The organism is uncultured Aquimarina sp., from assembly GCF_947492965.1.
GTDB lineage: Bacteria > Bacteroidota > Bacteroidia > Flavobacteriales > Flavobacteriaceae > Aquimarina.
Window position 1 is genome coordinate 213331 of record NZ_CANLOZ010000006.1, and the last position, 13074, is coordinate 226404.

A 13074-nucleotide genomic window follows, 5' to 3' on the forward strand; every position below is an offset into this window, starting at 1 on the left:
AAAATGAATATTCCATACGGAAGACAAAATATCGATCAAGATGATATCGATATGGTTGTTGAAACACTGCAATCAGATTTTTTGACCCAAGGGCCTGTTGTAAGAAGTTTTGAAGGTAAATTTTCAGAGTATGTTGGTTGCAAATATTCTGTAGCTGTTAGTAATGCTACAGCTGGTTTACATTTAGCGGTGCTTGCTTTAGGACTTAAACCCGGTGATCGGGTAATTACAACCCCAATAACCTTTGCTGCCTCTGCAAACTGTATAAGATATGCAGGAGGAGAAGTCTGGTTTGCAGATATTGATCCCGGAACCTATTTGCTGTCTTTAGAAAAAACCGAAGAACTAATAGAAAGTAAACCAAAAGGTTTTTTTAAAGGAATAATACCTGTGGATTTTGCCGGATTACCCGTTAATCTGGAAAATTTTAGAAAGCTTGCAGACAAACATAACTTATGGATTATAGAAGATGCTTGCCACGCTCCGGGAGGATACTTTACGGATTCTAAAAATGCTAAACAAATGTGTGGCAATTCAAACTATGCAGATATAGGTATTTTCTCTTTCCACCCAGTAAAACATATAGCTTGTGGAGAGGGCGGTATGATCACCACCAATGATGAAGAGTTGTTTAAAAAATTATCTCTATTAAGAACTCACGGGATTACTAAAGATAATATGTCAGAAAATCACGGAGGTTGGTATTATGAAATGCAAGAATTAGGATTCAATTATAGATTAACTGACATTCAATCCTCGTTGGGGATAACCCAGTTGACAAAAAACACCACAGGAGTTAAAAAGAGAAATGAGATTGCAGAAAGATATAAACGAGCCTTTAGCGACAAAATAAAATATCAATCACTTCCTAAAGACAGTTATAATGCGCATCACCTCTTTGTAATTGAAGTGAAGAAGAGAAAAGAGCTTTATAACTATTTGAGGGAAAATGGAATTTTTGCGCAAATTCATTATATACCAATTCATACGTTGCCATATTATAAAGAGATAGGGTATGATGGAGCAAATCTGAAAAATTCTGAAAAATATTATTCCAGATGTTTGAGTTTGCCAATGTATCCCACATTAACAGAAGAAGAACATAATTTTGTGATTTCTAAAGTTTTAGAATTTATAAATGAGTAGTCTCGCAATCATACCTGCCAGAGGTGGAAGCAAACGTATTCCTGGAAAAAACATAAAACCATTTCTAGGCAAGCCTATTATTGCTTATTCTATAGAAGCTGCAATAGATTCAGGTTTGTTTGAAGAGGTTATGGTGTCTACCGATAACCCTGAAATAGCTCAGATTGCTCGGGAGTGCGGGGCCGAGGTTCCTTTTCTAAGAAGCAAGAACAATGCAGATGATTTTGCTACAATTGCAGATGTAGTGAGCGAAGTAATTGATGCCTACAATGCTAAAGGAAGAGAGTTTGATAAAATTTGTTGTATTCTTCCAACAGCACCTTTTGTAAATAGCAAAAAACTTAAGATTGGACTTAAGGAATTAGTCTCAAAAAAACTGGATTCAGTATTTCCCGTTATTCCTTTTTCCTATCCAATTCAAAGAAGCCTTGAGTTTGTTGGAGATAACATAAATATGGTTTGGCAGAAGTATCTTACTACAAGATCTCAGGACCTACCTACGCGTTTTCATGATTCAGGACAATACTATTGGGTTAAAACCCAAGCTTTTTTAAAGGAAAAAGCACTTTTTTTAAGAAATTCTGGAGCTATTGTGATTTCCGAAATTGAAGCACAGGACATTGATACCGAAACAGATTGGAAATTAGCAGAAGTAAAATATCAGTTAATTCTTGAAAAATGAAAAAAAGAATACTCTTTAGAGCAGACGGAAACAAAGCAACCGGTTTAGGCCACCTATACCGGTTGTTTGCTGTAGTAGAAATGCTAAAAGATCATTTTGATTGTATGTACCTTACAAGAACCTCTTCGACTATAAAAGTCATTCCGGAAGAGTATAACTTGAAATTAATAGATAACAATATATCTATTCAAGAAGAACCAAGTTGGCTTGCCAAACAATTCAAACCAGAAGAATCTATTATAATCGCAGACGGATACCAATTTGATTCGTCATATCAAAAATTAATAAAAGCACTTCAGTTTACATTGGTTTATATTGATGATCTCGCAAAAGAACACATGCATGCAGACTTAGTAATCAATCACTCACCTGCTATAAATATTGCCGATTTTAGGGATTCTGGATATACAAACTATGCATTGGGAACAAAATATGCTTTGCTAAGGCCTTCTTTTTTAGCGGCTGCAAAAGAAGAAAGAATAATAGAACGTGTAGAAAAAGCATTTGTGTGTTTTGGAGGAGCTGATAAATTAAACCTTTCTTTAAAAACTGTAAAAGCACTTCTACAAATAGGACAAATACAGGAAATTCATATAGTTTTAGGAGCTGCGTACAAATACAAAGATATTTACGAATTAGCTGAACAACACTTGTCAAGGGTTTATTTGCATTTTAATTTATCGGAAGAAGAACTGATCTCTTTGATGAGATCTTGTAACTTTGCAGTTGCTCCGACCAGTACAATATTATACGAACTCTGTTGTGTAAAAATGCCAATTCTTGGAGGGTATTTTGTAGATAATCAAAAACTTATCTACAAGGGGTTTAAAGAGAAAGCAGCTATATTTCCCGCAGGAGACTTTACTAATTGGGAAATTACAGATTTCAAAAAGAGCATAAATCGCATTTTAAAACGGAAAAGTTATGATTATAACTTAAATGCTCAAAAAGAATTATTTGATTCAAAAATTAACGAAAGATTTATAACTAGGATTAAGGAATTATGCTAAAATTAGGGATACTTTGTAGTGGTGGACTTGGGTATAAAACTTTGCAGAAAATTTGCAAACGTTATATAGTTGCTTTTGTGTTAACTGATAAAAAATCTGGTCAAATAATTGAATTTTGTGAAATCAACAAAATACCATATTATGCAGGAAACCCCAGAAACGGTAAAGGGTTTGATTTTATTAAAAATATAAATATTGATGTAATCATTTCTGTAAATTATTTATTTTTAATAGAAGAAGACATCATACTACATCCTAAAAAACTAATTTTTAATGTGCATGGATCTTTGTTGCCTAAATATAGAGGTAGAACCCCTCATGTTTGGGCAATAATTAATAACGAAAAGGAAGCAGGAATCACAGCTCATAAAATCGATGTAGGCTGCGATACTGGAGCCATTATTGATCAGACCATTGTGCCAATAGAGGAAAATGATACCGGAGCAACAATACTATCTAAGTATGCCGATCAATATTTTCCATTAATTAAGAAAGTATTGGTCAAATTGGAGAACGGAAGTATTGAATTCAAACAACAAGATGATTCCAAAGCAACATATTTCGGAAAAAGGGTGCCAGAAGATGGAGAGATTAATTGGAATTGGCAAAAAGAACGAATAAGAAACTGGGTGAGAGCTCAAGCAGATCCATATCCTGGCGCATTTACGTTTTATGAAGGCGTAAAAGTAATTATAGACAAAATTAGCTATAGTGATATTGGATTTGAATACCAAGACGAGAATGGGACTATAATTCGGTCAGATTATAAGCTAGTTGTAAAAACACCTAACGGAGCTGTAGAATTAGAAGACGTGAGAACTGACAATATAATTTTTATAAAAGGAAAAAAACTAGGAAATGAAAATAGGAAATAAAACTATTGGAGGAAACAACCCATGTTTTATCATAGCCGAGTTATCAGCTAATCATAATGGCGATTTTGAAGTAGCTGTCGAAACAATTAAAGCAGCCAAAAGAACAGGAGCGGATGCAATAAAATTGCAAACATATACCCCAGATACGCTTACAATAGATTGTGATAATGAGCATTTTCGAATCGAAGGAGGAACCTTGTGGGATGGAAAAACGTTGTATGAGCTATATGGAGAAGCATATACTCCTTGGGAATGGCACCAAAAGTTGTTTCAGGTTGCAGAAGAAGAAGGATTAATATGCTTTTCATCTCCTTTTGATCATACGGCAGTTGATTTCCTTGAAAAATTTGACGTCCCTGCGTATAAAATAGCCTCTTTTGAAATTCAGGATATTCCTTTAATCAAATATGCGGCATCAAAAGGGAAACCTATTATTATTTCTACTGGTATAGCAACTGAAGAAGATGTACGTTTGGCCGTTGAAACTTGTAAAGCAGAAGGTAATAATGATATTATTCTGTTAAAATGCACATCATCTTATCCCGCACCATTAGAATTGGCAAATCTCAATACAATTCCTGATATAAAAAAAAGATTTAATGTCGAAGTTGGATTTAGCGATCATACATACGGTTCTTTGGCTCCGGCTATTGCTACTACACTTGGAGCTAAAGTGATCGAGAAACACTTTATTTTGAATAAGTCCATTGGCGGACCTGATGCTGATTTTTCTTTAGATGAGAACGAATTTACAGAAATGGTTAATGCGGTTAGAAATACCGAAAAGATGTTAGGGGTTGCAACCTACCAACTTTCAGAAAAAGTAAAGAAAAATAGAAAGTTCGCTCGTTCTTTGTTTGTAGTTGAAGATGTAAAAAAAGGAGATATTATTTCTGAGAAGAATATAAGATCCATTCGTCCCGGATATGGACTGCACCCAAAATATTATGAGAGTCTTTTAAATAAAACTTTTAGCAAAGATGTCAAAAAGGGACAACCATTAAGTTTAAATATGATTAAAAAAGAATTATAATTGTATGAAACTACTTTTTTTAGAAAATCGATACAAAACCCATTTTTTTGAAGAGGTCGTAAAAGACCTTATTGAAAAACATGACATTTTTTGGATTGTTCAAAATCCACAATTTACTCCCAAAATTGGAGAAACAAACATAATTCCTTTTCCAAATGCCAAATCAAATTATTCACCGAAGGATTCTGTTAACATAGAATATGATAAAATTATCAAATCGGACAGACAAGTAAATTTCTTTGAAAAAAAAGACAAATCATTTTTTTATTACTATGCTGATCAGATTGACAAATGTATTTCAGAAATTAGACCTGATTTTGTTTTTGGAGAATCAACTGCATTTCATGAGTTGTTAGCTATAGAGGTCTGTAAACAAAGAAACATAACGTATCTAAACCCATCTTCTTGCCGGTATCCTTCAGGAAGGTTTTCGTTTTATAAATATGATACCTTGGCACCTTATTTGGGTTCAGAAGATGTGTTGCCAAAAGATGAAGCTTTGAGTATTATAGACGGGATTGTCAATAAAAAGTCTGTTCCCGATTATATGAAAAGGGTATCAATGTCAAAGACAAAAATTCTTAAAGACAAGGCCAAGAAAATTACTTCCTTTATCAGTGGAGAAAAATACAACACACCAAACCCATTAGTCAAGTATAAGATAGAGAAGTCAAAAAAACAAAATATTGATACCTGGGAATCCTCTGCAATTTCAGGAGTAAAAAAGAATAATACATTTAAAGTATTGTACCCTTTGCAAATGCAACCAGAAGCTAATATTGATGTATGGGGGAGAAAATGGAGGAATCAATCTGATTTGATTAGAAAAATTATTGACTATCTACCAGAGAACTGTGATCTGTATGTAAAACCAAATCCAAAATCAAAATATGAATTATCAGACGAACTCGTCGATATATGTCAAAAGGGTCAAAGAATCATACAGCTAGGCCACGCGGTAAAAATGCAAGACGTGTTTAACCAAGTGGATATGATCATAACGGTAACTGGTACAATTGCAATAGAAAGTATTTTAGCAAATAAACCCGTGATCACTCTAATTAGAACATTAAACAATGACTCTGATAACTGTCTGTTTTTGAACGAAATTTCTGAATTAACAGATATCGTTGCTATGGTTAAGGAAAACGAATTTCCTAAAAGTTCTATCGATGAAAGGCTAGATTTTATTAATATGTTAAATCAAAAAAGCTTTAAGGGAATTGTATCTGACCCTTTTAGCGATCCTAAATGCTTGGAAAAAAGTAATATTCAAAATATAGTTAAAGCATTTAACCTGATCTTTCAAAACCAAGAACCTCAAAAATACTGATTGGATTTTTGATTAAAAAAATCAATTTTTTGCAATATTTCGGAATTGAGAGCTTGATAATTTTAATGATAAACCTGTTTTAGGAATGTATTTAACTTTTAAAAACAACGATGAAACCTTCCTTTTTGAAAAAATAAATTTCAAAGACTTCTTTTTATATTATAAGATCGAAGAAAAAGAAATTTTCTTCGAAAATGAGACTTTATGCCTTTTTCTTAAAACAAATTATTCTGAAAATTATATTAACTCCGTATTATCTAACCAAGAAGATGTTACCATTGAGATTATAGAAAAATCTTTTGAAAAAGATGGTGTTTGGATTATAATTAATAAAAAAGATAAAAAAATTAGATTAGGTAGAGATCTATCTGGCTTAGGCACCATTTATTTTCACATCGAAGAAAACAATAGTGTTCACATTAGCACAAATGTTCATGATATAGCTCACAAAAAAAGTAAATGTTTAAACTCAGAGGCTGTATATCAATTGCTATATTTTGATTACTTATGGGATGGTCAAACGATATATGAAAATATTGATCAACTAAAAATAGGTGGCAGATTAGAAATTGAAAAGGATTTTAAAACGTTATCCTATAATTTTTCTCAACCAGAAATCATTGAGGATGAAAATAACCTTACCGAAGAAGAAAATATTCGTCAATTAAGACAAGAAATTGTAAAAGCTCATAAAAAATATGTAAACAATCATAATGTAGTTTTTCTTTCGGGAGGCATAGATTCGGTAGCAATGTTAATTGCCATCGATGATATAACTGATAAGAGTAGTATAGAAAACCATTCATTTAAGGTTAAAGGAACCACTCAGGATGAAACTGTTTATGCAAAAAGTATTGCAGATCACCTAAATGTAAAATTATCGATAATTGAAAGAGACTTAAGTAGTGAAATTAATGAAGAAGTATTCAGGGAAAATATTTTTAAAATGAATAATCCATATCCCGGAATGTGGATTTTTGGTAATCAAGTTTCTTCTGATAGCTATAGAACTTATTTTGCAGGACAAGATACAAGACTCCATACTCCGGCATTAAATTGGTTAGATTCAATCGCGTTTTCCATATTTATCATTTCGAAAAAAGGTTTGAAGCCGTTATTTTCAATAATTGATATTTTATTATTTCCATTACAAAAACTATTTGACACTTTACATAAAAGAAAACAAACCCCTAATAAGATCTTTTTGGGTTTAAAAAGAACACTTTATCTGTTTAATATTAAAAAATATTTAAAATTGGTATACTTTAAAGTGGATCCTGCAAATTTACAAGCTTATGGATTACCAACAGAAGGGTTTAAGGATGTTTTTGAAAAGTATGACCTCAATTTGAAGAAAATCAAAAATAAAAGAACACTGTATAACAAAGTAGTTTCAAAAAAATGGATTGAACAATACGTTAATGATATGCGATATATGATAGATATGGTAGATCTGCAAGGGGGTAAGTTAGCAATGCCTTTTTACGACATGAACTTAGCTAATTTTTCTGCAACAATACCTTTTAATTTATCTATTAAAACGATGAAAGGAAAATCTCAGTTTGGTGATGAAAATAGTGTGATTAATAAATATGTATTGCGAGAAGCTTTGGTTGATAAAATTGATAAAAAGACCTACTTAAGATCTAAAGCGGTTTCTAGAACAGGTCATTTAATATTTAACCAAGGGCTAGATATTATTTTAAGATCTATAATCAAGCAAGATATTGGAACAAGTGACTCATTTGTTAAAGAATACAAGCTTGAGTCTTTTCTAAAACGATTTCTAACTAACGAAGATGAATGGATAATGACTGACGACAAATATTTGCTAAAGGTATATTACACCTGTTGTCTAATTTGTTATCAAAATCATCTAAAGTCATAAGCAAGTTCTACAATTCTTAAAACTATTGTGATATTATGAATATAATTAAAAAAATAAAAATTAGATTGATGCGAATTTTTACAATTTTTTCTTGGACAAGAAAATTAGCTCTATCTATATTGAAAATAGGGAATAGAAACCCTAACAAAACGTATGTTAACGACGATTTATCATATGAGTCTGGTAAAATAATAAATCAGTTAGTAGAAAACGGACATAGTGATTTAATAAGTATAGGTGAGAGTAAGTTGGAAAAAATAATCGATTATGCCAATGAAATAGATTATCTTGATATAGACTCAAAAAAGCCTTATAAAATAGATTATTCTAGCCCAACTAAGCCTGGAAAAGGGCTTTGGTATAGTAATGATAAAGTAATATCCTGTGAACAAATTGAACAAATTGTTTATGATAAAAATAATGTTGAAATTGCTCGTAAATATTTAGGCGTTGAACCTAAAATAAAAGATGTAAGAATGTGGTGGTCTTTTCCTAAAACAGAAAACAAATCGACAAGTCTTTATGGGTTTCATTATGATATTGATGCATATAAATTTTTGAAACTTTTTATTTACATCACAGATGTTGATTCTGAAACAGGACCTCATGTAATTATTTCGAACACTCATAAAAGAAAAACAATCTTTGAGAAATATAATAGAAGACTTACGGATAAAATGGTTGAAGAAAGGTTTAATAAAGAAAGGATAAAAGTAATGACAGGTAAGTCTGGAGAGGGTTTTTTTGAGGATACATTTTGTTATCATAAAGGTACTTCTCCTTTAAAGCCAAGATTAATTCTTCAAATTGAATATTCAACATAAAAAGATGATGGAAAAAAAGTCTATTTCGAAAAATATCTCATTAAGAAGTATTCTAAACCTTTGGTTTGGATTATTACCTTTTTCGTTTATTCGTGTTTTCTTCTTGAGATTGGCGGGGAATAAGATTTCGTTTAGTGCAAAAATAGGATGGGGAGTATATTTGGCAGATGAAATAATTTTACATCAAAACGCAAGAATAAAAACATTCAATTTTTTTAGGGTAAATAAAATTGAACTTTCTAAAAATAGTTTTATTAAAGGATTAAATTATTTTAAAGGGCCATTTGATATAGAATTAGGAGAGGAAAGCGGAATAGGTAGACAAAATAAATTTCGTAGATCATACTATCCCTTTATTTACGATAAATCCCTAATAAAGCTTGGGTATCACACATTTATTACAAGCAACAATTTTTTTGATTTAACGAAAAGTATAAAGTTTGGTGATAATTCACAATTAGGGGGAACAGATAGTCAATTTTGGACTCATGGATATTTTCATGAAAGTAATGGTAAAGGTCGTATAAGAATTGACGGAGAAATTCAAATAGGCGATAATGTTTATATAGGTTCAAGATGCGTTTTTAATCCTGGCATAACAGTCATGAATAGTATTAATATTGGTAGCAATTCGGTGGTGTCTAAAGATTTAAAGGAAGAAGGAATGTATGTTAGTCAACCGTTAAGATTTAGAAATGTTCACATAGATGATATTAAATCTAAATACTCTGAAATAGATTTTTCTGATTTGAAAGAAATAGTATATGAAAAAGATTCATATAAGTCCAAGTTTAAGAATAAATAAAGCATTTGTAAGCAATCTATGGGGCAATTTTGGAGTATTGTCAATTATAATTGCCTTTTACTTTTATTTGTTTGCTGAGGCTACTTTAAGCATTTATAATGTAAGGTTAATTTTTCTCTTTATAAGTTACGTGTGTTTTATTTTTGGTGTTTTTGTTTCTTCAAAATTTAGAATAGATTCATTACTTTTTACTTATTATGGGGTTTCGATTTTTATTTTTCTGTTTTCAAGTCCATTATGGCAAGATAAGTTTGACATTAATATATATTTAAGTACTGTTACAGCAATTTTAATTATAAATTATTATGATTTATTTATTAAATACATGAGGTATTTTATAATACTCACTGTTTTACTTGGAGCATACGAATTTTTATTCAAAGAGTATCTTTTTGTGGTTTATAGGGAGACATATTTTGGTTTTAGAGCATTAGATGAGAAATTGTTCTCAGGTTCTACAAATGTTTTTAGAGCAAAAGTGTTTTTTGAAGGTCCGTTAGCCCTTTCACAATTTGCAATTGGAGCTGCATTTTTATTTAGGAAACATATTAAGGTTTTGTTTTTGATTCTTTTAATATCCATTTTTGCTAATGGTAGATTAGGGATTATTATTTGCGCTGGTATTATTGCTTTATACTATGTAAAAAAGTATAATTTACTTACTATTTTATTAAAACCTAAATATTTTTTTCTCTTGATTTTTGGGTTGTTGTTTTCATTTACAGTGATTTATTTGTTACTCGACGAGTCGTCAATCGAAAGATTTAAAAATTCTTTTGACACCTCTAACGAGGGAAACGCTGCACGGATTACATTTTGGATTAATGGGATAAAAACCTGGTTGTCTTATGATTTAGCACATTTAATTTTTGGGAATAACGGCTACTATGGCAGTATATATAAAAATAATGCAGAAAATGGCTGGATAACCTTATTAGTGAATAATGGAATAATTGGTTTCCTGTATTATTTTATCCCGGTATTACTATTATCAATCAATTATTTAATAAAAGCTTCCGTAAACTTTTGGTATATCTTCTTACTATTCTTTTGTATGTTTGTACAAACGTTTCATTTAGGGGCTTCTGCTAATTTGTTTTATTGGTTGATAATTTTTTCTTTTCTGAATACTACTTATGATAACAAAATCAGTTTGTAAGACAATTTTCTCAACATTTCTCTTATGTGTTTTTTCGCTGTTAATAATATGTTGTAAAAAAGACACGGCAGATAAACCAACCCCTAAGAAGATTGAAATTGATGAAAAAAATTATGTTCTTGACAATAGGTTCCCTTTGGGTGATATAAGAAGGTACGGCATTTATCCTGATTCTTTGAATAATAAGAAACATCCTCACACTAAAAAGTATAGGATTCAAACTGTTTTAGATTTTGCAGAAGAATCAGGAGTGAAAATATTTTTTCCAAAAGGTTACTATGGAATAAATCTCGTAATTAATTCAAGAGAAAATTTAAAATTTTATTTCGATAAAGCAGAGTTTAGTTTTGTGGGTATTACAGATGAATTGGGAAAAAGATCCAAGAACATAAAGTTTGAAGGCACTTTAATATTGTACAATCGCTTTGGAACTTACAATTCTTCAAACATTAAATTGGACACATTAATTCTCAAATCAGATACTACAAGAAGTATAGAGAAGCTTAGAAATAAAGGATGCCATATTTATAAAGGAACTAAAGATGTGAGCATAAAATATTTGGAAATTGAAGATCTTGGTTCTGGAGATTTACGTTATCAAAATAATCACGCAGCTTTAGCTATTGACGGAGAGCGTAACAATCCGGAAAATATAAAAATAGATAAAACTGTAATTAAATCATCCGATAGACATGGTGCATATGTTACCGGTACTGGTCATTATTTTGGTGAAATCATTATTGAGGAATATGGAATTGGTGATGTAGATGGAATGACCTTTATGCAAGATGCGAATAAGGGTGATGAAAAGATATTGTCTGGATTATGGATTAATCGATGTGGAAATTCTACTTTTAATAAAGTTTTGATTAAAACAAAAGATTCAAAACAAGGTTTTCCGCTAAAACTTGATGAAGGTAAGACCGATCAACCTACTTTTATAAATGAATTAAATTTAGATGTTCCTTATAAAGACACTCTGGTTGTCGATCACGTACTTACTAACATATTGGTAAAAGACATAAACATATTAGATGATTAAGACTTTTATTAAATACAGAGAAGACATATATTCAGTAATAGTTTTGTTAGGTTTAATTAGCTTCATGTTATCTTATGCACTTAATTCAATTAGCGTAATACTACTTATTGTTTTTTTCTTCTTAGACTCAAAAGAAAATATCATAAATAAGCTATCTTATTTAAGAAATAACAAAGTTTTCCTGTTGTATGTTCTATTTTTTTTAACTCAGATTATCGGGTTGTTATATAGTTCAAATGTAAGTTATGGTCTAAAGAAAATAACCCTTCTAATACCGGTTCTTTTTGTGCCGGGTGTTATCATATCAGAAACAATCCAAGAATCCAAAGTATACAAAATATTAGAAGTATTAAAGTATACGATTACTTGTATTTTTTTATATTATATCTTTTTTCATTTTTTTATAGATGAAAGACCTCTTAACAATTTTGTACTGTATGTAATAAATGAAAGATTAGGAGTTAGTCAGTTTTACATTCTGTTTATTGTTATTGTGCCATTATTATATTGTTTGAGATTAATCGAACTTAGAATAAGTTTTTTATCAAATTTATTTTTTGTTCTCTTTTTTATTTTTTGTGTTTTCTTATTAGGGAATAAAACTTCTTTGATTTTCTTGTTTGTTATCATTTCTACAAAAGGGTATAATTATTTAAAAAACAAAAGTCATACTTTTAAAATATTTGCTATCGTTGCATCAATTACTTCTGTTATGGTAGTGGCATATAGTATGCCTGGGATTAGAAAAAAAATTGATGTACTGGTTCAAACAACCGACTTTGATCTTAAGACTATTATTACAAAAAACAGTGTAACTTATACCAAGAACACATTAGAACACCGAATACTAATCAATTACATATCAACAAAAGAATTTATTAAAAATTTCCCAATTGGTGTAGGTACAGGAGATTATCAAGATGTGTTAAATAAGAATTATGACAAGATAAATTTTAAGGTCGCAAAAAAGGAGAGTTTAAATAATCACAATCAATATTTATCTGAGTTTTTGAAAACGGGATTGTTGGGAGGATTTTGTTTTTTGATTTTGATGTTTTTGTTATTAAAATCAGTTTCAATTAAGCAGAATTTTTGTTTTTACTTAGTAATTTTTTTTGCAATTGGTTGTTTATTTGAATCTTATCTAGACAGACAACACGGAGTTTATATTTTCGCAGTACTGCTGCCATTTTTTATGAGGTATGAAGAACAACCTAAATAATAGAATAGATAAATAAAAGCTAGATATTATGAATTCGATTGTTATACTTAACATT

General features: G+C 30.5%; 12 protein-coding genes. All 12 read left to right on the forward strand.

The window, feature by feature from the left end; genetic code table 11:
- Positions 1–3: 3 nt before the first annotated feature.
- The 12 genes from pseC (at position 4) to Q1B37_RS16810 (ending at position 13019) form a co-directional block, all read left to right on the forward strand.
- A complete protein-coding gene (pseC, locus tag Q1B37_RS16755) occupies positions 4–1146 on the forward strand; it encodes a UDP-4-amino-4,6-dideoxy-N-acetyl-beta-L-altrosamine transaminase (RefSeq protein WP_299900400.1) in 1143 nt (380 codons plus the stop codon).
- Positions 1139–1828 carry a pseudaminic acid cytidylyltransferase gene (gene pseF / locus Q1B37_RS16760; RefSeq protein WP_299900403.1) on the forward strand — a complete coding sequence of 230 codons (690 nt, stop codon included), beginning with the start codon at positions 1139–1141 and terminating at the stop codon, positions 1826–1828. The genes pseC and pseF overlap by 8 nt, the downstream gene beginning before the upstream one ends.
- Positions 1825–2838 (forward strand): UDP-2,4-diacetamido-2,4,6-trideoxy-beta-L-altropyranose hydrolase, encoded by a 1014-nt coding sequence (gene pseG, locus Q1B37_RS16765; RefSeq protein WP_299900406.1) that lies wholly within the window; start codon positions 1825–1827, stop codon positions 2836–2838. The genes pseF and pseG overlap by 4 nt, the downstream gene beginning before the upstream one ends.
- Entirely contained in the window at positions 2832–3713 is an 882-nt protein-coding gene (locus Q1B37_RS16770; RefSeq protein WP_299900410.1) for a methionyl-tRNA formyltransferase, read from the forward strand. Before pseG ends, Q1B37_RS16770 begins: the two co-directional genes overlap by 7 nt.
- Complete coding sequence (gene pseI / locus Q1B37_RS16775; RefSeq protein ID WP_299900413.1) at positions 3697–4746, forward strand: pseudaminic acid synthase; 1050 nt, start codon at positions 3697–3699, stop codon at positions 4744–4746. Before Q1B37_RS16770 ends, pseI begins: the two co-directional genes overlap by 17 nt.
- A 4-nt stretch (positions 4747–4750) precedes the next feature.
- Positions 4751–6079, forward strand: coding sequence for a hypothetical protein (locus Q1B37_RS16780; protein ID WP_299900416.1), 1329 nt, complete (start codon positions 4751–4753; stop codon positions 6077–6079).
- An 85-nt stretch (positions 6080–6164) separates the two neighbouring features.
- Positions 6165–7967: an asparagine synthase-related protein gene (locus Q1B37_RS16785; RefSeq protein WP_299900419.1), complete on the forward strand. Its 1803-nt coding sequence runs from the start codon at positions 6165–6167 to the stop codon at positions 7965–7967.
- Positions 7968–8002: 35 nt separating this feature from the next.
- Positions 8003–8791 carry a hypothetical protein gene (locus tag Q1B37_RS16790; protein ID WP_299900421.1) on the forward strand — a complete coding sequence of 263 codons (789 nt, stop codon included), beginning with the start codon at positions 8003–8005 and terminating at the stop codon, positions 8789–8791.
- Between the two features lie 4 nt (positions 8792–8795).
- Positions 8796–9596, forward strand: a complete 801-nt coding sequence (locus Q1B37_RS16795) for a hypothetical protein (RefSeq protein WP_299900424.1) — start codon at positions 8796–8798, stop codon at positions 9594–9596.
- 325 nt (positions 9597–9921) lie between these two features.
- Positions 9922–10755, forward strand: a complete 834-nt coding sequence (locus Q1B37_RS16800; RefSeq protein WP_299900427.1) for a hypothetical protein — start codon at positions 9922–9924, stop codon at positions 10753–10755.
- 175 nt (positions 10756–10930) lie between these two features.
- The gene (locus Q1B37_RS16805) at positions 10931–11797 is read left to right on the forward strand and encodes a hypothetical protein (protein ID WP_299900430.1); all 867 of its coding nucleotides are present in this window, start codon (positions 10931–10933) and stop codon (positions 11795–11797) included.
- Positions 11790–13019, forward strand: a complete 1230-nt coding sequence (locus Q1B37_RS16810; protein ID WP_299900433.1) for an O-antigen ligase family protein — start codon at positions 11790–11792, stop codon at positions 13017–13019. Before Q1B37_RS16805 ends, Q1B37_RS16810 begins: the two co-directional genes overlap by 8 nt.
- The last annotated feature ends 55 nt before the right edge of the window (positions 13020–13074 follow it).

Excerpts from the sequence above, each read along its gene's own strand:
- pseG (WP_299900406.1), top strand. The coding sequence starts at position 1,825 with ATGAAAAAAAGAATACTCTTTAGAGCAGACGGAAACAAAGCAACCGGT.
- pseI (WP_299900413.1), top strand. The coding sequence starts at position 3,697 with ATGAAAATAGGAAATAAAACTATTGGAGGAAACAACCCATGTTTTATC.
- Q1B37_RS16810 (WP_299900433.1), top strand. The coding sequence starts at position 11,790 with ATGATTAAGACTTTTATTAAATACAGAGAAGACATATATTCAGTAATA.
- Q1B37_RS16800 (WP_299900427.1), top strand. The coding sequence starts at position 9,922 with ATGAGGTATTTTATAATACTCACTGTTTTACTTGGAGCATACGAATTT.
- Q1B37_RS16770 (WP_299900410.1), top strand. The coding sequence starts at position 2,832 with ATGCTAAAATTAGGGATACTTTGTAGTGGTGGACTTGGGTATAAAACT.
- pseC (WP_299900400.1), top strand. The coding sequence starts at position 4 with ATGAATATTCCATACGGAAGACAAAATATCGATCAAGATGATATCGAT.
- pseF (WP_299900403.1), top strand. The coding sequence starts at position 1,139 with ATGAGTAGTCTCGCAATCATACCTGCCAGAGGTGGAAGCAAACGTATT.
- Q1B37_RS16795 (WP_299900424.1), top strand. The coding sequence starts at position 8,796 with ATGATGGAAAAAAAGTCTATTTCGAAAAATATCTCATTAAGAAGTATT.
- Q1B37_RS16780 (WP_299900416.1), top strand. The coding sequence starts at position 4,751 with ATGAAACTACTTTTTTTAGAAAATCGATACAAAACCCATTTTTTTGAA.
- Q1B37_RS16790 (WP_299900421.1), top strand. The coding sequence starts at position 8,003 with ATGAATATAATTAAAAAAATAAAAATTAGATTGATGCGAATTTTTACA.
- Q1B37_RS16785 (WP_299900419.1), top strand. The coding sequence starts at position 6,165 with ATGTATTTAACTTTTAAAAACAACGATGAAACCTTCCTTTTTGAAAAA.